Genomic DNA, 22,067 nt, shown 5'->3' with positions numbered 1-22,067 from the left:
TCTACTCCCCACTCTCTATTTTCAAGGCAGGTCTAACAACTGATTCATTACCCAATATCCAATCCCCATTATCTATCCATTCGCCAAGATAATTGACAAATAGTACCATGAGGAGAAAGGGGCGATCGCTGAAATTTCCCTTTTAGTTGTTGTGCTAAATTAATAAACTGTTGCGTTCCCCGGCCTGCTTTAGCAGAACTGACTCCTACGCCATCGTCAATTATGCTCAAAGTGTACCAACCGTTAGATAAAGCATAAGTAACTTGCAGGCGGGTTGCACCTGTGGCGTGCTTACCAACATTACACAAGGCTTCCTCTAAAAATCTACAAATTCCTCGCTTTTGTTCGATGCTTAAATATCGCTCATCTAGAGGTTCAAAACTGCGAATCTTAACTCGAATATGTTTAAAACAAGCAAAATTCCTCTCTAAAGTATAACTATAAACTTGATAAAGAATGTCGTGCAGAGGTTCTTGTAAATTTAATACCAAATTATTTCCCAAATAAAGACTTGTATCTTGATCTAAGGATTGCTGCTGTAAATATTCATAAATTCCTCTTAATTCATGGTTTAATTTTTCTAGTTCCTTTTCTATTTGTGGAAGCAATTCTTTTGTTGATTTATCTTTAACTCGTAGCAGTTGCAAAACTTTGGCGAGACTTTGCAAAGGGCCATTATGAATTGTTTCAAATGTGCTTTCTATAATAGCTTGACGAATTTTTATTCCTGAACGTAAAGATTGATCATATTGATATAAAGCTGTGAGTTCCATCCCATTTATAATCAATACCAAAATAGCGGGAATGACTGGCAGCCACCAACCCCAAATTAAGAATAAATAACTAATAATTACCAAAGCACAACTAACTAAAATAACAACTATCAAATTTTTCAAGGGAGACTTAGTTAGTCTAGCAATCGCAATTCCGCCAAAACCCCAGGAGAAAATCCATATATATTCCCAGTGATCATCCCAGGTATTTAATAGGGGTCTACCATCAAGGACGGAACTGATGATTTGACTAACAGCATGGGCTTGAATTTCAACTCCATAGACTCGACCTTGGGCGGTTTGGGTGGATGGAGTTGCAGCAGTAGTAATAAAATCTTGACGACTGGGGGCGATGATGCCAATAATCACGATGCGATCGCGTATCCATTCAGGATTTATTTTACCACTTTTGATATCATTCCCCAATACAGTGCGAAATCTGGCGCGACCACTACGAAAATTGAGCAATATCTGGACTCCACCTGCATCAGTGCGGATATATCCCCCAGAATTAGGTAAAAAGCGCGGTAGTTCGGTTTTACCGAATCGCATGGTGGCGCGATCGCGAATGCCATTTTCTAAGAAAATATTCTCATGGGCTAAATAAGCAGATGCTAATTTCACAGACAAGGATAACTTGTAGCCATGAGATGTTGGCGTGCCTAATAAAATTCTTCTTAATTTACCGTCAATATCAGTAATTTGGTCTACAAAACCAATTCGTTCGGGTATCAAAACCTCCGCTAGTTCACTATCACTAGGTCTGACTGGTAAGTCTCGATAAATATCCAGACCAATAACTCTAGGCTGATATGTCTGCAATTTTAATAACATTGCAGCTAAATCGCGATCGGTAATAAAAGACTCTATTTGATAGTCATTATGACGATGAATATCTTCTTCATTAATTCCTACAATCACAATTCTTTCATCAATAGGTTCTTCTGGACGCACACGCAGAAAATTATCAAATGCTAGCCATTCTAAAGACTGAATTAAACCCAGGGTACGAGCTAATATTACTAGACCAATGACGGCACATCCTGGTAATATTCCCACACGCCACATAGCAATTTCTGCTTTGATAATATTCCAAAGTCCAGGAGGCATAAGTTCATTCTCCAGTCTTTAGCGATAGGTAAAGGGGACAGGTAACAGGTAACAGGTGACAGGTGACAGGTGACAGGGACAAGAAATATTTTTTTGACTTTTGACTTGATTTGTCCCTAATCAATTAACCCTTCAGCCCTAGCCCTCATTTCTGTTTGAATGCGAATGTTTTTACCCTGATCGGGATAAATGTCTAAAGCATCTTGCAGCTTACTCCAGTAATGACGTACCATGCGTTCAGAGATAGACATTCCTTCAGCGATCGCTTTATCTTGTAAGCCTTCATCAAATGCTAAATTTAATACCTTTAGCCACTCTGGTTTAATTTCTAATCCCGAATGAATGCCTTTGATATCTTTTGTATGAGTTAATCCTTGTAATGCCCAATCAACTCTGGTTAACATTTCTTGGGTAGAAAGACTCTTATCAGCAACAGTAAAACCTCCTTTATGAGTATCAACTTCCGGTTTAATTCTGACTAATGTTCTGATATGTGCGCTTTGCACAACAATATTTAAATCGGGATAATTTTTCATGAATGTTCTGAGGAGTTGCACTCCCGTATCAGGACGCGCTGTTACTCCCATATTTTTGGGAATAGACAGATCCATAACTACAAGATCAGGCTGTAAAATACTTACTTGTTCTAGTGCATGATAAGCGTTTATAGCAGTGATAATTTCTGCATCTAAATAATGTTTTCGTAGTAATTCTACTGTTCCGCTTAAAACAGATTCATGGTCATCAATAACTAAAATTTTCAGGAGTGCCTTTTCAGTTAATGTTTGTTTCATAATTAACACCCTGCCAACTAATTTTAGATTTACAATTTACGATAGTGTTCGTGTCAGCCTCTCTGTTCGCAGATCGTCCCGTAGGGAAAGAGAAGCTGATGCAGTGCAGCATTTGCGGAAAGTTTTGTAGAGAGTATTTAGGATTGACCTCACAAAGAAAAGAATGAGAGAATGTAACTATCAAATTTTAGATTCTTGATTTTCAGAATTACCTAGTGAGATTATTCTATCGATGAAATGATTGTGGAGAAAGCATTTTTAGGTGCAATACAAAAATTTTTAGGACAATAATTACCAAAATAAATACCAAACTACTTTGTGATGACTAGTACGATAAAAACATCTACCTGAAGTTAAAAATTGAAAAGTATCACAAAGATAATCTAATTCTGGTAAGCTAGTATGGCAAACAAATGTAGTGACATCAGGATAGTTAATTTGTACATTTAACTGCCCCATATTTTTTTGCTGCTTTAAACTAATACAAATTGTAATTTTACTTAAAATATGGGGCAAAGTGATTGTCAGTAATTCCTCTAACGTTGATAGGACAATCAAACTATGTGATGCTTGTTCATGTCGCCAATAAACTGGTAAATCAAGATGAAAATATAGATGGGGGTTAACTGTTAACCAAGGTTCTATTAAGCACTCAATAGCTAAGGGAAAACTATCTTGAAGTGATTCGGGAAATAAGCGGTTGCTTAATTTTACTAAAGAATTGTGGAAATTATCAATTTGTCTAAGATATTCCTGAGTTTTGTGGTTGGATAAATTGAAATTATCTGTCGCTAATACATCTAGATTGCGACGAATTGTAAAGGCTTCTTGCAATAAATCATCCCGAATTTTTTCAGCTTCGAGAAAAAGCTTTATTGACTGTCTAGAAGACCACCATTGCAATGCTTGTTGAATTCTCTGATAAGATGGCAGAAATTTAACAAGGGTCATAGCTTATAGGGGACTGGGGACTGGGGACTGGGGATTGGGGACTGGGGATTGGGGAAGAAAATCAATGCTTTATGCCGATTTATAAGTCAGTAACTAATCGGGCTTTTCTGAGTATGAATTGTAATGCGGTTTCTTGTTGAGAAATAATGTTGGCGTTGGCATTCATCCCCGATTGGATGTGACATTGCCGATCGCCATCACCAAATTTAAGACTTTCTGGTTGAATTGTTGCCTCAAAATATCCCCCCGTGGGTGTTACAGCATTGCTTGCACCTGTATTAGTATCATTGCGCTGTGGTGTGATGGTATCTGGAGAAATGGCACTGACTACACCCTGGAGAGTTCCATAATCAGGGTAGGGACAAGCATCAACGCGCAGTTGTACTTTCTGCCCTACGTCTACTTTTTTAATGTCTGCGGTGGGAATCATGGCTTTGATTACTAAAGGAGTATTTTGGGGAACAATCTCTGCAATTGGTTCACTCGCGCGTACCACTTGGCCAGGGTTGCGTAAATTTAACTTGAGAATTACACCATCGCTAGTGGCGCGAATAATACTACTTTGTAATTGTCTTTCTACTTGTTGTAGTTCTTTGTGATATTGGTTGAATTGGGCTTGCATTTCCACTCTGCGCTGCTGGAGGGCTTGTTTTTCTTTGTTTAGCGTAGCCATGCTAGCCTCCCCTCTAGCACGTTCCTGGGCGATGCGTTCTGTGGCGATCGCTACTGTTGCGTTACTGGGGTTCACCGCCGCTTTTGCAGATTGCAATTGGGCTTGGGCAATTTCTACAACTTGTTTTTCGGCTGCTAGTAAGGCTTTAGTCTGTTCTACAACGAGTTTTTTCTGTTCGTATTCCCGCCTACCAATCGCACCTATTTCTGTTAACTGCTGGTAGCGATCGCGATCTACTTTGGCAAATTCTAAATCAGCTTCAGCTTTTTGCAAATTGGCTAGGGCTTTTTGTAACCCCGCTTCAGCAGCCAGGGATTCACTAGAAGTAGTAATTTTTCGTTCTTGGTAATCTCGTTGATTTCTGCTTAAATCAGCTTGAGCGGATGCAATTGTACGTTCAATTAACCTAGCTTCAGCAAGTATTTGAGTCTCTAGAGTGCTGATTTGGGCATCAATTTGGATGAGTTGTAATTTACCCTGTTGAATATTGCTTTGTAATAGACTTTGTTTGATTTGTAATTGATCTGTATCCAAACGCGCGATCGCATCACCCCGCTTGACAATTTGATTTTCCCTCACTAATACACTCTCAACAGTCCCCTCCATTTCCGGCTGCACTAGGCGCACATCACCCACAGGCCTGACTGTAGCAGGGGTTCTGACGACGACATCATATTTAATCCAAGCCGCAAGTGCGATCGCAGTCCCAACAGTTCCTACTAGTAAAATTCCTACTAAAGATGTCCAAATGCTAACAGGAGGTAAAAAATCATCATCTTGGGGTGCTGTGAGGATTTTCTGATTCTGAATATACAGCATATTTCACCTATACTAATCCGCTTTGATGATGGAAATTATTTGCGTAGGTAGAGCGTAGCGGGGGGGAGCATCGTTACGTTAGCGGAGCGGGGCGTTAGCCCATTACGAATTACGAATTACGAATTACGAATTACGAATTACGAATTACGAATTTAAAAAGTCTAAATGGTCTCCTGTTTTAGCTCGTAGTTCGTCTACAGAACCTTGCAACTTTAACCTACCTTGCTCTAACAAAACAATCCAATTAGCTCGATTAATTACTTTTGGACGATGACTAATTAAAATTGTAGTTTTACCTTGGCGATGACGTAATAATCGATCTAAAACCTGCGTTTCACTGACTGGATCAAGCCCGCCTGTAGATTCATCTAAAATTAAAATTGGAGGTTCTGTAATTATCGCTCTAGCTATTGCTAAACGCTGACGTTGACCACCAGAAATATTAGCTCCAAATTCGCCTAAAACAGTTTGATATTTATCTGGTAGTTTACTAATAAATTCATCAGCATTAGCTATTTGGCAAGCTCTCACAATTTGTTCAAAACTCACATAGGGCGCACCTAAGCGAAAGTTCTCTACAATTGAACGACTCCAAAAGTGAGCATCTTGAGGAACTAGCACCACCTGCTGACGTAAACAATCTAAAGCTAAATCTTCTAAATTATATAATCCAATGCGGATATTACCAGATTGCAGAGGATATAACCCAGTAATTAGTTTAGCTAAAGAGCTTTTACCACAACCAGACTTACCAATTAAAGCCGTAACTTTTCCGCCAGGAATAGTTAAAGTAAAATCTTCTAAAAGGTCAACTCTTCCTGCATAGTGAAAGTTAACATTAGTACAAATAATATCCGCATCAGGCAGAATTTTAGCAAATGGTTTCTTCCCATCATCAGCATTTTCTGGTGTAGTGTCTATAACTTCTGTCAGGCGTTGCATGGCAGTTTTAGCGCGGGTAAATTCCTCAACAAAGCTGATGACAGTAGCAATTAAACCGAGAAAATTACCATTCATCGAATTAAAAGCTAATAGCTGTCCAATACTCAAATTTTCTGCGGGGTTAATCACCAAATTACCGCCAAACCAGAGTAATATTACACTACCAATTGCCGAGAAAAATCCTGAAAAAGTATTATTGATAATACTTATTTGAATGGTGCGTAATGTCAGAGTCGCCAGACGATTAAAGCGATTATTTAATTCCTCTAAAAATTGCGAACCAGCAGTAGTAGTTTTAAGAGTCAGCGCACCTTTAAAAGTTTCTACTAAAATACCTTGATTTTCTGCATCCTGCACTAATAACTCACGGGTTTTTCGCCGTAAAGTTGGCTGAAACACAATGGTAGATGTGGTCATCATCCCAGCAACTAACATAGCGACCAATGTTAGTTTCCAGCTATAAAAAGCCATCAAACTAAAGGAAATTACCGCAACGAAAAATTTACTAGGTAGACTAACAACAACTTGAGCGACTAACTGATTAATTTGGTTAATATCTTGCAGACGGCTAACAATTTCTCCACTCCGACGAGCTTCATAATAACTCAGAGGTAAGCGCAGAATCTGCCGTCCAAATTCTAGGACTAAACCTAGTTGTAAACGTTGAGCAAAATGAGCGATCAGGTTAGATTGTACCCAAGCCAGACTACTAGCAATAAAATTCATGACTACGACTGCGATCGCCATCGTAGTTAGTAGCTTAGTATCACCGCGAACTAAAACATCATCCGTAAGAATTTGTAACAAAAAAGGAGACGCTAAAGACAAAACTCCTAATAAGAGATTTAGGGGTAAAGCTTGAGCTAAAATGCCGCGAAAATGCCAGACACGCTTGAAGAAACGCCAAAAACCGCCAATTTTATCATCTTCTCCATGCCAAAATAAACTCGGATCTGGTTCTAACAACAACATTAACCAATCTGTCCAACCCTCTACTAAATCTTTTGGTGACAGATAACGAATACCTACAGCCGGATCAGCAATTACACATTTTTTACCTTTTTTACCATAAAAAACTACCCAATGATTTCCTTTCCAGTGAATAATTGCTGGTAAAGGTGCTTCATTTATCGATTGCAAAAGTTCTGGAGATGTTTTCACTGGACGAGCATTAAAACCTATGGTTTCTGCTCCCCTTTTTAGTCCTAGTAAAGTAGTACCAAATTGTCCTGTACCTACAGCTTCACGAATGCGACTGAGTGTAAAATTGCGTCCATAATGTTTAGCTACTGCTGCTAGACAAGCAGCACCACAATCTTCTTGACTATGTTGTAAAACGTAATCGTATTTCATAAAGCAAAAATGCTTATACAAAGCCAAAATTAGAGAATATTACTCTTGAACTTCTTGATAAGCTTGTGCCGAATGCACTTGTATTAGTGTTGTCATTACTTACTTGAACATCTTTAAAAATAAACGAATTCATCCACGCAAAATGAATTTCTGCGGAAGTAAGTCCAGGATTGCCAAATACGACAGCAGCACCCAAAATATAGAAATAAGTATCCAAGTCAAAACTAACTCTTACTCCTCCCCTGACAGCAGCAGATTCTTCAGAAGATAGTTCTGTAAAAAGTGGGCTTTTTTCTTCCATCGTCTTTATCTCATCAGCAGTATTACGATTAGAAACCTGACAAACCTGGAACTTTAATTACATGACTCTCATCAGCATAAATTAGCTGTTGAACTCAATCAAGGCTCACCTTCATTTATCGCCTTGTAGGAGTTACATCTACCATAGATGGTAAAGCTATCTCTTGATAAGGAGCCGCAGTTGGTTGAGTTTTTTTGTCCGAAGTTTGAGAACCATAAATAGTTACGTCTTGTCCATAACCATCGGCATTTATGATTCTACCTTGTGTATTTTGCTCTGTAGAATTCATATCAAAAAATGGCATAGCACCGCCACTAACAACACAAGATTCTTCAGCACTGAGTAATCTAAAAAAAAGTCTGTTCTCATTCATGAGTCTTATTTTCCTTGAAATATCAGTAGCTATTTTTATGCTTCTCCAAGGGATTAATCTAAATACTGGAACGTTCAAAATGCTCCAGTATTTAGCAAATTTAAAATTACTCAATTATCCCTGAAGTATGATTAGGCAACCTCTAAAAAGCTGGGCATAATATAATTTTTCTAGCTTTTTAATGCCAATCATTTGAAAATTAAGCAGTTGTGTTGTTGTTGAAACCAAATGAGCTTTCAAAAGCAAACTGGATTTCATCTGTTGTCAATCCAGCGTTACCAAAAGTGACACCAGCACCTAAAACGTAAAGGTATTGATCGAGGTTGAATAAATTAGTAACTTGACCACCGCTAACAGTAGCAGATTCTTCAAAAGAAACTTCAGTAAACAGGTTATTATTGGTGATAACTAGCATGATATTTGACTCCATTAAAGGGGTGAACAGGATGATTTTCAGTTGAATTAGCTATTGGGTAATTGCTGATTAATTCAACCTTGAAAAGCTAGTAATTAATTTTTTAGCTTTTCAAGGTAAATATTTCTGATTAAGCTATATAGCTATCATGGGGACTGCGTTGTTGTCATTAATAAATGCACTTTCAAAAGCAAATTGCACTTCTGCTGTAGTCAATCCAGGATTACCAAAGGTGACACCAGCACCTAAAGTGTAAAGGTATTGATCAAGGTTAAATAAATTATCAACTTGACCGCCGCTAACAGTAGCAGATTCTTCAACGGTGACTTCGGTGAACAGGTTATTTTCGAGAACTAGCATGAAACTTGACTCCATTAACAGGATTGTTTTGAACTAGATAAGCTACTAGTTGATTGCCTCTTGTTGGCTCTTCAACTCTTCGCTTGCTTATTACAATACCTGTGATTAAATAGCTGAGTCATTTACACTTACTGCAAACTTAATTACCAAATTCATGAAGCTTAATTTCTTAATTAAGTTTGTGACTTTTCCGAAAAATACAACCTGAAGTTATAGTTTAATCTGGTTTATATCAGACTTATTTTTGAAGTAATATAGGACTCATATTTGATTTTTGAACAGATACGTAGGGTGTGTTAGCGACAGCGTAACGCACCCCCCAAAGTCTTCGGTGCGTTAAGGCTTACGCCTAACACACCCTACATATACTGAGATTTTTTCAGATATCAAATCGGATTTCTATAAGTAATAAGTCATGGGTCTTTACTCATTACTCATTACTCATTACTCATTTATCACCGACTCACTTAATTAATGCAGATTGATCAGTTAATGACTAGCGGAAGAAAAATTTCCTAAAAGCCGATCGCGAATTATTTTTAATTGTTCTTCATTATTAATTGGACACCTTGGACTCGGTAATTCAGTATTAGGCCAATCTGGTAAATTGTTGCATGGACAAAAAGCCGCAGGCATACCAACAGTACGCATAGCTACCGGCATAGTGCAGCGACCGCAAGGTGACATTTCCCATACTGGGGTTAGTAACTCGGCAATAGTCTCCTGAGTTCCCTCTAAATAACAATTACTTGCCGATGAGAGAATCTTTTGCCAACATTCTTCAAACTCTTTGCTGTAGCGATCGCCTTGGAATATAGGTTGAGGTAGCAAGCTTGTTCCCTCATTCCCGACCACTACCTTCTTTCCTAACTGAAACCAGTGGGAAAGATACCTTTTGACTTCTTCTTTAGTTGCCATACCACAATTTTACAGTCGGTATGAGGAAAATTTTGATACTGACTGTTTAATTTTGTATTAAGAATCAGACTAAAATTGCACTAATGAATAATGATATATTTCTCTTAAAATTTCTTAAATTAACCTTCATTATTCATCATGTATAGATTGTGGCAATGGTGTGCCAAGTATACTCAGATTTAAAACATGACCACCAGTAACCAAATAAACAGCTTCGCAAATTGAGCTTAACTGACGCACCAAAGCCCCCAGGCGATCGCGAAATGCTCGACCTAAAGGATATGCTGGTACAACTCCCCAACCCGTTTCTTCAGCCACAAACACCATATCCGCAGCAACTAACTGCACCGTTTCTAAAAATTCCGCCAAGGTATTTTCCCAACTCTCATCATCTTCCTCTAGCAGATTAGCCACCCAAGTCCCCAAAGAATCGACTAAAACACAAGTATTAGGTTTCGCATCAGCCAGAGTTGCAGATAGTGTCACCGGAACTTCCAACGTCACCCAATCTTGAGGACGGCGGTTTTGGTGTAATTGAATGCGTTTGTGCCACTCTGCATCATCCAGGTTAACAGTAGCCGTCGCCACGTAAACCACCTGTTTACCTGATTCTATAGCCAAATTTTCTGCCCATTCACTTTTACCAGACCTAGCAGGGCCAGTGATTAATATGACTTTACCCAAAGCTGTTTCCCTAGTATTTATAGTCCCCAATCCCCAGTCCCCAGTCCCCAATCACCTGTCACCTGTCACCTGTCACCTGTCACCTGTCACCTATTCCCTACCCTAACAGTCTTCGTAAGTTATCAAATTGCCTGGTCATTTCTGTGATTAATTGAACGAAATCAATACCATTATTAATATCGGTCGGACTGTTAGCCAAACTATTCATTGGTGTATCTAGATAATACTCGAATGTAAACTCAGTTTTCGGACTCTGAGATGTTTGATTATTGGTCATTCCAGCCGTGGGATTTGAGCTATCAGTGACAGTATTGATATCTGGTAAAGATTTGATGCTAAAACTAGAAGCTTGAGAGAATGAGCTAGTAGTGGAAAAATCTCTAAAGAACTCATCTAGAAAAGGGTTAAAGTCAAAATTAGAGTCTGATGTTGGTGTATTATTGCTAGTGTTATTATTACCTGCTGTGCTGGTAATGATTTCTCTGACTTGGCTTTCTGTGAGAGTCGGGTTAGCACTGAGCATGAGAGCAACTACCCCAGCAACGTAAGGTGATGCCATTGATGTACCGCTATAATTCGCGTACTCATTACCTGGAACTGTAGAATAAATACTCTGTCCTGGGGCGGTGACATAGGCAAGTTGATTACCACCAGCGCGGTTAGAGAAGTCTGTTAGATTACCCTCTTGATTGACAGCCCCCACAGCAATTCCTGACTTATCAGCATAGCGGGCGGGATAACCTGGAACTGAACCGCCTTCATTACCGGAGGCCATGACGACAATTACCCCTTTACTGCTGGCATACTCAATAGCTGATTTGAGTGTCTGGCTAGAAGCATCACCGCCTAGACTGAGATTAATGATATTTGCACCATTATCTACAGCGTAGTAGATGCCCTTAGCGATCGCACTATAAGAACCAGATCCAGAACTATTTAAAACTTTCACAGGCATAATTTTGGCATTATAAGCCACGCCAGTCACGCCATAGCCATTATTCTCACCTGCGATAATCCCAGAAACATGAGTACCATGTCCGTTATCGTCTAAAGTGTTGTTGTTGTTGCCGTTAAAGTTCCAACCCTGCACATCATCTATATAGCCGTTGCCATCATCATCGATGCCATTCCCAGCAATTTCTTTAGTATTAGTCCAAATATTATTTTTTAAATCATTGTGATTGTAGTCCACACCAGTATCTATGACTGCCACCACAATCCCATTACCTGTATATCCATTTCCCCACACCGCCGGGGCTTTAATCATATCTAACCCCCAATTATTACCGCCAAGCTGAGGCACATCATTATAGGGATTTTGCCCAGCCGCTTGTGATACTGATTTTGAGGCATCGATTAAGCCATAGCCATTATTAGAATTATATTGACTAGTTGCATGAGCATCTGTTTCTGGGATAGAGCTACTACGGCCATTCAGTTGGGAACTATAGTAATTTTCAGTATTAAAAGTATCTGATGAGGAGAAATAAGTAGAACTTTGCCCGTCAAAAGAATTTGATTTTCTACTAACATCATGATTAGGCATTGGTAGTTTCTCCTCAAATAACATAACTGTTTTTTGGCAGCATTAATTGTTAAAACTGACATAGCAGTTTCTCAGGGACAAATTCGCCCTCCTAACCCATAATTACTATAAAATAAATAAGTAAAATGACTTGATTTTTACAAATTTAACTGGATAAAATTGAGAGTCTATTTTTAAAGTAAATATTAAGTAGGGTGTGTTACGGCTGTGTCAAGATTTAGACTTCTGAGTAAATGATATTTAGCCGTAACGAACCATATCCCGAATTTGTCACCAATTCTTGCAACCTCAGTCCAGAGTCCGTAGGGGCGGGTTGAGCGAAATATTCGTGAATATCTGTGAACCCGCCCCTAATGTTTGTGAGAAATGCGGGGTTAGTCCATTGCGAATTGGTATCACAACAAAAACTTGAACAGTTTGGCTAGATGGATCTGATTTAGCTTTTATTTCATCCGCGACAGATTGAGGAATGTAGAAATCATCAGGAGATTCAACAAACAGATTCAAATAGTTTAATTTTGACAGGAAAATCAGTGGCGATGAATTAATAATAATTTGCATTCATTCACCAGCTTTTTTCTAAAGCAACATCTTCTTCACAGAGATACGAAAACTCAATTCCCATCAAGTCTAGAATTTTAAGTAATTCTGCTGGTTCTAGCTGCATGACTTCCGCAGCTTTTTTTAAGCTGATTATTTTAGCAAGTAAAGCACCGAGTAAAAACAGAAAGTTTTCTTTTTGTTCGATATTCTGAAATAACTGAATTTCGGAGGCGATCGCTTGAGTCAGTTCTTTATTCATTGGTAATTTTTCACTAATTCATATTAATAACTTTAATTGTCATGAGTTTGATTCTGAGGATTGTTTACTCTCGGCATCCTGAAATTCTTGGATTTTGGCATATAAACTAGCAACTGTTTCTTGAGCAAACAGTTTTTCTTTAACTTGTAGATAGTCGCCTTCACTTAGTTTACAGATTGCCCAAAATTTCATTACTTTTGATGGTTCTAAGTGAGTGAGTAAAACTTGCATTACTTCATGTAAATTTTCTTGATCATTAATAACTTTAATTGTCATTCTCTACCTCAAAAATAAAATTATTTGGATTGATGACTGTGATTGATAAATTCTGACATCGGTTGATTAGTCTCTTGTCACAAGTGATAAAGTAATCACTGTGAGAAGCTTCTGCACACGCTACATGAAGTGCATCAATAGCTTTAACTCCTTCCTTTTCTAGCTGTTCTGCCCTGTTTCTAATATTTTCATCTACCAATATTCTCAAAGCAGCTATTTGTAAGTATCTATCCATTGATTGCTGATTGACAACAAAAGGGTTACGGCTATTTTCATATTGTAGAACTGAAGAACTCACTAATTCTATCAATCTTGCTTCTACCATTTGTAAAATTAAGATAACAGCCTGTGTTTCCAAAAATATTTTTGGTTGTGTTTGGTCATCAAATGGACGATTATAAACACTGGTGTCTAGATAAACCCTAGTCATATAGATTTTTGTCACACTGTCTTTTAAAACAAGCGATACTTACAGTAAGCTGCGCTAACGGGATTACATTCATCTTTCACTTCTCACAGCGATGTCTGACGACAAGCCGCAAGCGTTGACGCACCTCATTTTACACTCCCAACAGCAACGATGTCTCCGACAAGCTGCACCTACGCCTTCACAACACCATCATTCCGCCTTTTTTAGTAAACTGCAAGCAGTTAAGAATAATTCAGAATTTAATTGACAACCTCAGCACGTACTAAATAACATCAAATTAGACCCTATTTGAATACAAATATCTAAACTTACTATGAAAACTGATTTTGTTATCAATGAAAAGCTCATAGATGAAGCAATTAAAGTAACTGGTCTAAAGACTAAACAAGAAGTGATTGAGCTTGGATTGAAGACACTAATTAAACTAAAGCAGCAAGAAAAAATAAAAGCTTATCGAGGTAATCTCCGATGGGAAGGCAACCTTGATGAGATTAGAACAAATTCATGATTATTGTAGATTCAAGTGTATGGGTAGACTATTTTAACGGTAGGGAAACCCCAGAAACAAATAAACTAGATACTCTTTTGGGAGTAGAACCGCTTGCGATTGGCGATTTCAACAAAAATATAAAAGTGCCAAGAATTAATGAGAACACAAAACTTCGAGTCAAAAGGTAGAGCGATCGCTGATTTTTGTTATCATCTAACAATAAAGAGTGTATATGAGGAATGTGTGTCATGGTTAGCACCACCACCATCACCACTACAGGACAAGTAACTATTCCTAAAGAAATTAGAGATTATCTGAATCTTGATGCAGGTAGTAAAGTTGATTTTGTGATTGATGAAAATGGGACAGTTAAATTGATTCCCCTGAATGTCCCTGTTCAAAGTTTATCGGGTATTTTACATCGTCCGGGAATGAAGAGTGCAACTTTAAGAGACATGGAAACAGCGATTCAAGAGGGTTCAAGTGATTGGAGTTGATACTAATATCTTGGTGCGCTATTTGACGCACCCTACCAACTGTTTTGATTTGCCAATAAGCGTTATATTTAGTCAAGTAATTAATATCAGAAATATTTTTATGTTAGGTTTAGACAGAATTACATTTGACCCCAACATTATGGGTGGACAAGCTTGTATTCGTGGGATGCGAATCCCAGTTTCTTTAGTGGTGAATTTGGTAGCTAATAGCAAACCTGTAGAGGAAATTTTAGAAGAATATCCAGATTTAGAACCAGAAGATATACGTCAATCTTTACTTTACGCTGCATGGTTGACACAAGAGCGAGTTTATCCCTTCAAAACGGCTTAATGATAAATTATGAAGTTTTTGGCAGATATGGGAATTTCGCTACGAACTGTATCTTGGTTGCGTAATTGTGGTTATGATGTGTTGCATTTGCGTGATGAAGGGTTACAAAAGCTACCAGATCATGAGATTTTAATCAAAGCTCGCATAGAAGAAAGAATTTTATTAACGATAGATTTGGATTTTGCTCAACTTTTAGCAGTGAGTGGGGATAGTTTACCTAGCGTAATTTTGTTTAGGTTAGGTAATGAAAATTATGATGTAATTAATGAACGTTTGACACAAGTTTTGAGTGAGTGTCAGGATGAGCTAGAAGCAGGGTCAATTATTTCTGTCAGTAATGAAACTTTCCGAGTGAGGCGATTGCCAATATGAGTAAAATTATCAGTTTATTTTTGCGATTTTGAAGGGCGATCGCTGATTTTTGTTATCATCTAAAAATGAACAGGGAACTTCGAGTCAAAAGGTAGAGAGTAAGCGTAGCCAGCCGTAGGTAGGCATCGCCTTCACAACACCATCATTTCACCTCAAAACAAGAACGTTCTCGTTTGAAACACGAAACTTTGAGTTTAGAACATGAAACTTCGAGTTCAAAACACGAAACTTTGAGTTCAGAGCATAAAACTTCGAGTTCAAAACACGAACATTCTCACTTGCAACAGGAAACTTCGAGTTCAGAACACGAAAGTTTGAGGTTAGAACATCAAAGTTTGTGTTTGAATGTAGAAAAGCATCGCCGCCAGCATCGCGTATTCAAGAATTATCATTATAATTGCTGATCTGAGTTGAGGCGATCACGAAGTTTTGCCAAATTGTTACGACAATTAACAGTATCGGGATGATTCACGCCTAACTGTTGCTCAAAAATCTCCAAAGCTTGCAGATAGAGTGGTTCTGTTTCTGTATATCGTCCTTGAGAGTGGTAGACTACTGCTAAATTGTGAAGGCTTTGAGCAAAATCTGGATGTTGCTGTCCCATTAAGCGTTGTGTTAATACCAATGCTTCCAGAAACAGTGGTTCGGCTTCGCTGTATTTTCCTTGTGAGTAATAGAGTCCTGCCAAATTATTTAGGCTAAGTGCAACATAAGGGTGTTCTTGCCCCAACAGTCCTTGCCATAGTGACAAAGCCTTTAGGTATAAGGGTTCAGCTTTGCTGTATCTTCCTTGGGAGTAGTAGAGTGCTGCCAGATTATTTAGGCTAAGTGCAAAATCGGGATGTTGCTCCCCCAGTAAGCGTCGTCTTACTTCTAAAACTCGCAGGTATAGAGGTTCAGCTTCGTTATATTTTCCTTGGAAATCATAGATTAACGCTAAATTGTCAAGGCTATTGGCAACATCTAAATCTTCGTCTCCCCGTAGACGTTGCATTAGTTCACAAGCTTTCAAACACATATGTTCAGCTTCGTTATATCTTCCTTGGGATTTGTAGAGTAATGCCAGATTGTTGAGGCTAGTGGCGACAGATGGATGTTCTTCACCCAGGAGTTTGCGCCGCAGTGCCAAAGCTTGGATGTACAAGGGTTCGGCTTGGCTGTATTTCCCTTGGGATTTGTAGAGTAATGCCAAATTGTTGAGGCTAGTGGCGACAGATGGATTTTCGTCTCCTAGCAGGTGTTGCGTTAGCGTCAAACTTTGCTTGTATAGAGGTTCGGCTTTGCTATATCTGCCTTGGGATTCATAGAGTCCCGCTAGATTGTTGAGGCTAGTAGCGACAGATGGATGTTCTTCCCCTAAGCGTTTTTTGGTGATTTTTAGGCACTGCTCAGACCAAGGTATAGCTTGGTTATACAATCCCCGACCATTGTAAAAACGAGCATTACCGACGAATGGCCAAAGTAAATCTTTATCGCTGACATATTGAATGAGATTGTTTGCTACTTCAGCTAAGTGAGGTATTGCTGGGGCGACATCCTTAATTTGCTCAAGTGTGGGGGTTTCAGGAATATCTTGAGCAACTGCTATCATCACTCTACAAACTGAATGCTTAAATTCCTCTGCCTGTTCTAAACCTGTAAGCTTAGATTGGAAAAACTCCCGCAACAGGGGATGCAATTGATATATTCCCTCACCTTTAGGCTGAAGTAGGTGTAACTGTAACAACTCACGTCTGGCTTTTTTCCAATTTTGAGCCTCATTATTTATTGTTATCCCCTCCACCAACTCCCAAGAAATGGGAGCTAAAGCAAATAAACTCAAAACACAGCCTAAATGTTGGGCATTTTCTCGCAAACGTCGCCAACTCAACTCAAAAGCAGCCGCAACACCCCATTTCACAGCCATTTCTTGGGGAGCTTCGTCTAAAGCCTCATGCTGCAAACGCTCATTTTCCAAGTCTTGCAGCATTTCTGCTAGGGATAATTCCTCATCACCTAACAAATAACGCCCGACTAATTCTAAACCCAAGGGCAAATATCCCAACCATTTACAAAGCTTTCTAGCAACTAAAGCCTCACGTCGCAGTCGTTCCCTACTCACTATGGATTTTAATAACTGCATCGCCGCTAGTGGTGTCAGCACATCTAAATCCAAGCGCGCTATTGGCGACTGTAATTTTTCCCGTGTGGTAATTAACTGCTTAAACCGCGAAGGAACAGATTCTAAATAACACCTAACCTCATCTCGATAGTTAGTGACGTTATCAATTACCAATAAAACCTCACCCTCATGCCAATTTGTCAGACAATACTGTACTCTCCCAACTAAATCTAAATCTTCTGGCGGCTTTAATTGCAGTTTATTAGCAGCGAACTGCACCAGTTGCACCCCCACATCCTGTAATGCAGACAACCAACAAATCCCACCTTGATAAGTAACGCGGTGAGAATTGGCGTATTGCACAGCTAGTTCTGTTTTCCCGACTCCACCCATCCCAGCAATAGCCGCAATTGCTACCTGTTGATTTTCCTGCAATAGTTCATGCAGTTTTTGCAATTCCGTTTCTCGTCCGACAAACTCCACCACCCAACTAAAAGGAATATTTTCGTAACGGGTAGGCTGGGGTTGAGTTTTTCTACCTTCCCCACGCTGCACACCTGGTAATTCTTCTCGGCGGCGTTGCCATTCTGCATCAAATTTCTGTAAATTCCCGTCTTTGTCGCTTTTATCATGCCAAAGCTTCAGTCGAAAGTGCCAGTCTGCCGAACCTTGCTTGTGTTCGCGCAAATCTTCGAGAATGTCTAAAAAATCTTTCAGTCGATTTAGTGCTTCTCCGACTTGCTTTGTGGTTAAACCGCTAAGTTCCGCCAAGACTCTTAGCTGTGTTCTGACTATAACTTGCTGTGAGTTTTCCCAGTTAAGGGCAATTTTATAAAGTTCACTGTTTTCTAACTCATGATTAACATAAGCCAAAAACTTTTCTAATAGCAGCCTTACCCGTGCTTTGACATCATCACCATAGCTAACACGCGCCATCAGTTATTCTTGCCCAAATTTGCGACAAAGTTTAGGGAATCCCCAAACTTAATCTAGCATCCCCAAACTTAAACTTCGGCATATTCACGCATTACCACGAAGAAATAACCGCTTTTGCCTTCAGGTACTACCCCAAATTTAGCTTTGCTTCAGCATTCAAGGTAAAGCAAATGACATCTAAAAGGCTGATAGCGGTTTTGTGTTTTCTGATTCCATTAGTTGTTGATTGGTTGTTTCCCGGCTCAGGAATTGTGATGGAGTTAGCTATCCTAATTTGGGAATTGCTGGAACTAGAAGCAACAGAGGAATAGAAGGGGGATAAAGATCAATACAGTTCAGTTAAGAAAATAGTTTGTAGTAAGGACTACCCTTCGGGAACGCTCCGCGAACAGTCCTTAGATGAGGACTAAAGTCCTCACTACGAACTCTTCCCCTACACGTTTGCTTGCTGGCGTTGGTAAAGTGACCAATACAAACCCTTTTGCTGCAATAATTGTGGATGAGTACCACGTTCAGCAATCACCCCTCGCTCTAACACTAAAATTTGATCAGCTCGTTTGAGAGGTGCAAAGCGGTGAGCAATCAAAAATACAGTCCGGTTAGCGGATATCTTTTGCAGATTTTGTAGTACCTGTTGCTCAGTTTCACTATCTAAAGCACTGGTAGCTTCATCTAATACTAAAATCGGTGCTTCCGAGAGAAACAACCTCGCTAAAGCAATGCGTTGTCTTTGTCCTCCAGATAAGGCTGTACCCCGTTCCCCAACATTATTTTCATAACCATAGGGTAATTGACTGATAAAGTCGTGGGCTACCGCCATTCTTGCCGCTTCTACTACTTGTTCGGCGGTAATATTGGGATTGCCCAGGGTAATATTTTCCAAGATAGTACCATTAAATAAAAAGTCTTCTTGGAGAACTACACCAATTTGTTGCCGCAGTGATGATAAATCAGCACTCTTAATATCAAAACCATCAATCAGAATGCGTCCTGATTCTATTTGATAGAGTCTTTGTAAGAGTTTAGATAGGGTACTTTTACCAGAACCACTGCGTCCGACAATCCCGACAAATTGCCCTGGTTCAACATTAAAAGAAATGCCTCGCAAAACAGGTTCAGTGTTAGCTTTATAACGAAAAAATACTTGTTCAAAGCTAACTTCTCCTTTCAGGGGTGGTAAGACTAAACCTGTCCCCATTTCCGCTTCTGGGGCGACGTTGAGAATATCCCCAATTCTGTCTACTGAGAGTAAAACTTGTTGCAGATTTTGCCACAACTGCACTAACCGCAACAGTGGACCTGTCACCCTACCAGATAGCATTTGAAAGGCTACAAGTTGCCCAACTGTCAGCTTTTGATCAATCACTAATTTTGCACCTACCCAGAGGATTAATAGGGAAGATAAATTAGTGAGGAAGTCACCAATATTACTGCTAATGTTAGAAGTAGTGGAAGCTTTAAAGCCAGTACGGACAAAACGAGCAAATAAGCCTTCCCAGCGATCGCGGGCTACTGATTCGGCTGCATGAGCTTTGACAGAATGGATACCCGTGATTGTTTCTACTAAAAATGACTGACTATCAGCACTGCGGTTAAAGGTTTCGTTTAACCAGTTACGCAAAATCGGTGTTGCAACTATCGTCAAGGTGGCAAACAGTGGTAAAACTGCTAACGCTACAAAGGTGAGAGGGATGTTGTAGTAGAACATCAACACCAAATAGACAACAGCAAAGATGCTATCTAAAATTACCGTTAATGCTGTACCTGTAAGAAACTGGCGGATTTGTTCCAGTTCTTGCACTCTGGCGACAGTATCCCCGACGCGCCTAGACTCAAAATAAGCCAAGGGCAAGCGCATGAGATGACGAAATAACTGTCCTGATAAACTTAAGTCTAAGCGTCTGGCTGTGTGAGTAAAGATAAATAGCCGGAGAATACCGAGTATAGACTCAAATAATGCGATAAATAACAGTGCGATCGCCATGACATCGAGAGTGGGTAAACTCTCCTGTACCATGACTTTATCAATCACCACCTGGGTAATTAGTGGTGTCCCCAACCCCAATAACTGCAAGGTAAAAGAAGCTAGTAAGACTTCTCCTAACAGTTTGCGATATTTCCAAACAGCTGGAGTAAACCAACTCAGGTTGAATTTTTCTTGCTGGGATATCAGTTCTACTTGCCACAACTGCCCATCCCAGACTTGCTCAACCACTGATTGCGGCAGGCTCTCACAAATACTATCAGGATGGAGGGGATTAGCGATAATTAAGCGATCGCCTTTCACACCATAAGCTATTACCCATGACTGTGATTCCCATTGGAGTAAAGCCGGAAATGACAACTGTCGTAACTCACTCCAACTAATTTGCACCCGCCGCAGCACTAACCCTAATTTTTCCCCGGCTTCAACAACTTGTTTGGCATTCTGTCCCCTGAGTTGGCGTTGTACCCATTCCAATTTCACGGGATTATTTAACTGTTGGGCTGCCATTGTTAAACAAGCGGCTGCTGTATTCCCATTAGTAACAAAAGGATAATTCTGGGCTGTCGGCTGAGGAGTTGGGGTTGGTTCTGGTGTAATGGGCTGGAATACTTGTACTTTGGTGGCAATGACTGGACTCTCAGGTTGTGCTACACCTAACCAAAAATCTTCTATTTCTGGGGTAGATAGTTCCGCCCACAGTTTTGTATCCCAACAAACTACAACTACTTCTTTAGTAGCAGCTACAGCTTTATAATCCCCTGGGATTTTTTGTAAGTCGCCAAACCAATCTCCCACCTCTAAGGCTACTAAAGGTGTACCTGTATCTTCTTCCCGCAGGCGAACTTTACCAGCAATAATTAAAAACTGGTAGCCGCCTAATTCGCTCGACCAAATTTTCTCTCCCAGTCGATAGCGACGGGTTTCTAAACGTTGTTCTAATTGGGATTTTTGTTCAGGATTGAGCAAACCCAGAGGTGGTTGATTCCAAGGTATACTAGCTAGCACGTATTGTCTTAGAGATTCATGATCCTGAAGTTTTAACTCATCTGTAATTTGACTGTCAGCTTTTGAATTTTCTCCGCTAGCCATTGTTCAAATAATTCGTTTTGTAGTGCTTGTGTTAATTGCGTATCTTCTAAAGACGCGGGTAATAATTGTTCTATGCGAAACAACCCAAAGCGTCCATCAAGTTCTATAGGGCCTACTACTTGTCCAGGGTTGGCGGCATCAATAGCAGCCCTTAATATATCTGGCATTGTGCCTCGGCTAATCGGCCCCATCATACCGTTGACAATGCGATCGTCTGCTTGGGAATACTCCTTGGCTAATTGCTCAAAACTACCTCCTTCGGTGATTTGCAGTTGTAACTCTTCTGCCAGTTCCCCACTATCCACCACAATTCGTGAGAGTACCACACGATCCAGAAAAATTTTCCGTTCAATAAAGTATTCAGAGATTTTTGCCTCTGTCACTAAAGCTTTTAATTTTTCTAATTTAAAATTGAACGTAATGGCAGCGTGGAATGTATTGTAATCAGTACCATTTCTCCTCAACCATTCCTGAAAAACTTGAGGATCAGCTAGTTGATTTTTCAGGCGAAAATCAATAACACTCTGTTCTGACAGGGCTGAATTGATTTCTATATCCTCCCGCGTGCTGATTTCTTGCTCAATTACATACTGACGAAGCACATCACTAATAAACTGAGACAATTTTCCTGATGTTTGCAGATATTTTACTGTTTGTTCAACAGAAATTGGCTGCTCGTCAATGCTCAAAAACGATAAAGTTTCCATGAAATCACCTGGTAAAAGAGCTAAAACTTTATAAACA

23 protein-coding genes are annotated in these 22,067 nt (G+C 39.6%); 5 read left to right on the top strand and 18 right to left on the bottom strand.

Annotated features, from left to right (window positions below; translation table 11 throughout):
- Window positions 1-68: 68 nt before the first annotated feature.
- The 15 genes from L6494_RS22495 to L6494_RS22425 form a co-directional block, all read right to left on the bottom strand.
- Window positions 69-1,883: a CHASE2 domain-containing protein gene (locus tag L6494_RS22495; RefSeq protein ID WP_237989967.1), complete on the bottom strand. Its 1,815-nt coding sequence runs from the start codon at window positions 1,881-1,883 to the stop codon at window positions 69-71.
- 116 nt (window positions 1,884-1,999) lie between these two features.
- Window positions 2,000-2,677, bottom strand: coding sequence for a response regulator transcription factor (locus L6494_RS22490; RefSeq protein ID WP_237989966.1), 678 nt, complete (start codon window positions 2,675-2,677; stop codon window positions 2,000-2,002).
- A gap of 291 nt (window positions 2,678-2,968) precedes the next feature.
- Window positions 2,969-3,628 (bottom strand): hypothetical protein, encoded by a 660-nt coding sequence (locus L6494_RS22485; protein ID WP_237989965.1) that lies wholly within the window; start codon window positions 3,626-3,628, stop codon window positions 2,969-2,971.
- A 79-nt stretch (window positions 3,629-3,707) separates the two neighbouring features.
- Window positions 3,708-5,120: an HlyD family efflux transporter periplasmic adaptor subunit gene (locus L6494_RS22480; protein WP_237989964.1), complete on the bottom strand. Its 1,413-nt coding sequence runs from the start codon at window positions 5,118-5,120 to the stop codon at window positions 3,708-3,710.
- 144 nt (window positions 5,121-5,264) lie between these two features.
- Window positions 5,265-7,415, bottom strand: a complete 2,151-nt coding sequence (locus L6494_RS22475) for a peptidase domain-containing ABC transporter (protein WP_237989963.1) — start codon at window positions 7,413-7,415, stop codon at window positions 5,265-5,267.
- 13 nt (window positions 7,416-7,428) lie between these two features.
- Window positions 7,429-7,716 carry a hypothetical protein gene (locus tag L6494_RS22470; protein WP_237989962.1) on the bottom strand — a complete coding sequence of 96 codons (288 nt, stop codon included), beginning with the start codon at window positions 7,714-7,716 and terminating at the stop codon, window positions 7,429-7,431.
- A 115-nt stretch (window positions 7,717-7,831) separates the two neighbouring features.
- Window positions 7,832-8,089 carry a hypothetical protein gene (locus L6494_RS22465; RefSeq protein ID WP_237989961.1) on the bottom strand — a complete coding sequence of 86 codons (258 nt, stop codon included), beginning with the start codon at window positions 8,087-8,089 and terminating at the stop codon, window positions 7,832-7,834.
- A gap of 199 nt (window positions 8,090-8,288) precedes the next feature.
- Window positions 8,289-8,504: a hypothetical protein gene (locus L6494_RS22460; protein ID WP_237989960.1), complete on the bottom strand. Its 216-nt coding sequence runs from the start codon at window positions 8,502-8,504 to the stop codon at window positions 8,289-8,291.
- A 135-nt stretch (window positions 8,505-8,639) separates the two neighbouring features.
- Window positions 8,640-8,864: a hypothetical protein gene (locus tag L6494_RS22455; protein WP_237989959.1), complete on the bottom strand. Its 225-nt coding sequence runs from the start codon at window positions 8,862-8,864 to the stop codon at window positions 8,640-8,642.
- Window positions 8,865-9,353: 489 nt separating this feature from the next.
- Complete coding sequence (locus L6494_RS22450; protein WP_237989958.1) at window positions 9,354-9,782, bottom strand: hypothetical protein; 429 nt, start codon at window positions 9,780-9,782, stop codon at window positions 9,354-9,356.
- Window positions 9,783-9,911: 129 nt separating this feature from the next.
- A complete protein-coding gene (gene cobU, locus L6494_RS22445) occupies window positions 9,912-10,466 on the bottom strand; it encodes a bifunctional adenosylcobinamide kinase/adenosylcobinamide-phosphate guanylyltransferase (protein WP_237996223.1) in 555 nt (184 codons plus the stop codon).
- A gap of 97 nt (window positions 10,467-10,563) precedes the next feature.
- A complete protein-coding gene (locus tag L6494_RS22440) occupies window positions 10,564-12,012 on the bottom strand; it encodes a S8 family peptidase (protein WP_237989957.1) in 1,449 nt (482 codons plus the stop codon).
- A gap of 565 nt (window positions 12,013-12,577) precedes the next feature.
- A complete protein-coding gene (locus L6494_RS22435) occupies window positions 12,578-12,814 on the bottom strand; it encodes a hypothetical protein (RefSeq protein WP_237989956.1) in 237 nt (78 codons plus the stop codon).
- A gap of 39 nt (window positions 12,815-12,853) precedes the next feature.
- On the bottom strand, window positions 12,854-13,090 hold the full coding sequence (locus tag L6494_RS22430) for a hypothetical protein (RefSeq protein ID WP_237989955.1): 237 nt from the start codon (window positions 13,088-13,090) through the stop codon (window positions 12,854-12,856).
- Window positions 13,080-13,520 (bottom strand): PIN domain-containing protein, encoded by a 441-nt coding sequence (locus tag L6494_RS22425; RefSeq protein ID WP_237989954.1) that lies wholly within the window; start codon window positions 13,518-13,520, stop codon window positions 13,080-13,082. Before L6494_RS22425 ends, L6494_RS22430 begins: the two co-directional genes overlap by 11 nt.
- Window positions 13,521-13,833: 313 nt before the next feature.
- Between L6494_RS22425 and L6494_RS22420 the strand changes: the two genes are divergently transcribed.
- The 4 genes from L6494_RS22420 (at window position 13,834) to L6494_RS22405 (ending at window position 15,210) form a co-directional block, all read left to right on the top strand.
- Window positions 13,834-14,028, top strand: coding sequence for a type II toxin-antitoxin system VapB family antitoxin (locus tag L6494_RS22420; RefSeq protein WP_237989953.1), 195 nt, complete (start codon window positions 13,834-13,836; stop codon window positions 14,026-14,028).
- A 230-nt stretch (window positions 14,029-14,258) separates the two neighbouring features.
- Entirely contained in the window at window positions 14,259-14,507 is a 249-nt protein-coding gene (locus L6494_RS22415) for an AbrB/MazE/SpoVT family DNA-binding domain-containing protein (protein WP_237989952.1), read from the top strand.
- A 100-nt stretch (window positions 14,508-14,607) separates the two neighbouring features.
- On the top strand, window positions 14,608-14,838 hold the full coding sequence (locus L6494_RS22410) for a DUF433 domain-containing protein (RefSeq protein ID WP_237989951.1): 231 nt from the start codon (window positions 14,608-14,610) through the stop codon (window positions 14,836-14,838).
- Window positions 14,839-14,847: 9 nt separating this feature from the next.
- Window positions 14,848-15,210, top strand: coding sequence for a DUF5615 family PIN-like protein (locus L6494_RS22405; protein WP_237989950.1), 363 nt, complete (start codon window positions 14,848-14,850; stop codon window positions 15,208-15,210).
- 391 nt (window positions 15,211-15,601) lie between these two features.
- Here the strand turns inward: L6494_RS22405 and L6494_RS22400 are convergent, their stop codons facing one another.
- Entirely contained in the window at window positions 15,602-18,247 is a 2,646-nt protein-coding gene (locus tag L6494_RS22400; RefSeq protein ID WP_237989949.1) for a tetratricopeptide repeat protein, read from the bottom strand.
- A gap of 170 nt (window positions 18,248-18,417) precedes the next feature.
- Between L6494_RS22400 and L6494_RS22395 the strand changes: the two genes are divergently transcribed.
- Window positions 18,418-18,558: a hypothetical protein gene (locus L6494_RS22395; protein WP_237989948.1), complete on the top strand. Its 141-nt coding sequence runs from the start codon at window positions 18,418-18,420 to the stop codon at window positions 18,556-18,558.
- A 122-nt stretch (window positions 18,559-18,680) separates the two neighbouring features.
- On the opposite strand, the gene L6494_RS22390 is transcribed toward L6494_RS22395, so the two are convergent.
- A complete protein-coding gene (locus L6494_RS22390) occupies window positions 18,681-21,323 on the bottom strand; it encodes a peptidase domain-containing ABC transporter (protein ID WP_237989947.1) in 2,643 nt (880 codons plus the stop codon).
- Window positions 21,272-22,030, bottom strand: coding sequence for a peptidylprolyl isomerase (locus tag L6494_RS22385; protein ID WP_237989946.1), 759 nt, complete (start codon window positions 22,028-22,030; stop codon window positions 21,272-21,274). The genes L6494_RS22390 and L6494_RS22385 overlap by 52 nt, the downstream gene beginning before the upstream one ends.
- Window positions 22,031-22,067: the final 37 nt, after the last annotated feature.

This window comes from Nostoc sp. UHCC 0870 (assembly GCF_022063185.1).
Taxonomy (GTDB): domain Bacteria; phylum Cyanobacteriota; class Cyanobacteriia; order Cyanobacteriales; family Nostocaceae; genus Trichormus.
Note: the sequence above shows the minus strand (reverse complement) of the source record. Positions and strands in the feature narration are given on the sequence as shown.

What these genes read in the sequence shown, in the direction of transcription:
- L6494_RS22495 (WP_237989967.1), bottom strand. Translation starts at nt 1,883, where the DNA reads ATGCCTCCTGGACTTTGGAATATTATCAAAGCAGAAATTGCTATGTGG.
- L6494_RS22490 (WP_237989966.1), bottom strand. Translation starts at nt 2,677, where the DNA reads ATGAAACAAACATTAACTGAAAAGGCACTCCTGAAAATTTTAGTTATT.
- L6494_RS22485 (WP_237989965.1), bottom strand. Translation starts at nt 3,628, where the DNA reads ATGACCCTTGTTAAATTTCTGCCATCTTATCAGAGAATTCAACAAGCA.
- L6494_RS22480 (WP_237989964.1), bottom strand. Translation starts at nt 5,120, where the DNA reads ATGCTGTATATTCAGAATCAGAAAATCCTCACAGCACCCCAAGATGAT.
- L6494_RS22475 (WP_237989963.1), bottom strand. Translation starts at nt 7,415, where the DNA reads ATGAAATACGATTACGTTTTACAACATAGTCAAGAAGATTGTGGTGCT.
- L6494_RS22470 (WP_237989962.1), bottom strand. Translation starts at nt 7,716, where the DNA reads ATGGAAGAAAAAAGCCCACTTTTTACAGAACTATCTTCTGAAGAATCT.
- L6494_RS22465 (WP_237989961.1), bottom strand. Translation starts at nt 8,089, where the DNA reads ATGAATGAGAACAGACTTTTTTTTAGATTACTCAGTGCTGAAGAATCT.
- L6494_RS22460 (WP_237989960.1), bottom strand. Translation starts at nt 8,504, where the DNA reads ATGCTAGTTATCACCAATAATAACCTGTTTACTGAAGTTTCTTTTGAA.
- L6494_RS22455 (WP_237989959.1), bottom strand. Translation starts at nt 8,864, where the DNA reads ATGCTAGTTCTCGAAAATAACCTGTTCACCGAAGTCACCGTTGAAGAA.
- L6494_RS22450 (WP_237989958.1), bottom strand. Translation starts at nt 9,782, where the DNA reads ATGGCAACTAAAGAAGAAGTCAAAAGGTATCTTTCCCACTGGTTTCAG.
- L6494_RS22440 (WP_237989957.1), bottom strand. Translation starts at nt 12,012, where the DNA reads ATGCCTAATCATGATGTTAGTAGAAAATCAAATTCTTTTGACGGGCAA.
- L6494_RS22435 (WP_237989956.1), bottom strand. Translation starts at nt 12,814, where the DNA reads ATGAATAAAGAACTGACTCAAGCGATCGCCTCCGAAATTCAGTTATTT.
- L6494_RS22430 (WP_237989955.1), bottom strand. Translation starts at nt 13,090, where the DNA reads ATGACAATTAAAGTTATTAATGATCAAGAAAATTTACATGAAGTAATG.
- L6494_RS22425 (WP_237989954.1), bottom strand. Translation starts at nt 13,520, where the DNA reads ATGACTAGGGTTTATCTAGACACCAGTGTTTATAATCGTCCATTTGAT.
- L6494_RS22420 (WP_237989953.1), top strand. Translation starts at nt 13,834, where the DNA reads ATGAAAACTGATTTTGTTATCAATGAAAAGCTCATAGATGAAGCAATT.
- L6494_RS22415 (WP_237989952.1), top strand. Translation starts at nt 14,259, where the DNA reads ATGGTTAGCACCACCACCATCACCACTACAGGACAAGTAACTATTCCT.
- L6494_RS22410 (WP_237989951.1), top strand. Translation starts at nt 14,608, where the DNA reads ATGTTAGGTTTAGACAGAATTACATTTGACCCCAACATTATGGGTGGA.
- L6494_RS22405 (WP_237989950.1), top strand. Translation starts at nt 14,848, where the DNA reads ATGAAGTTTTTGGCAGATATGGGAATTTCGCTACGAACTGTATCTTGG.
- L6494_RS22400 (WP_237989949.1), bottom strand. Translation starts at nt 18,247, where the DNA reads ATGGCGCGTGTTAGCTATGGTGATGATGTCAAAGCACGGGTAAGGCTG.
- L6494_RS22395 (WP_237989948.1), top strand. Translation starts at nt 18,418, where the DNA reads ATGACATCTAAAAGGCTGATAGCGGTTTTGTGTTTTCTGATTCCATTA.
- L6494_RS22390 (WP_237989947.1), bottom strand. Translation starts at nt 21,323, where the DNA reads ATGGCTAGCGGAGAAAATTCAAAAGCTGACAGTCAAATTACAGATGAG.
- L6494_RS22385 (WP_237989946.1), bottom strand. Translation starts at nt 22,030, where the DNA reads ATGGAAACTTTATCGTTTTTGAGCATTGACGAGCAGCCAATTTCTGTT.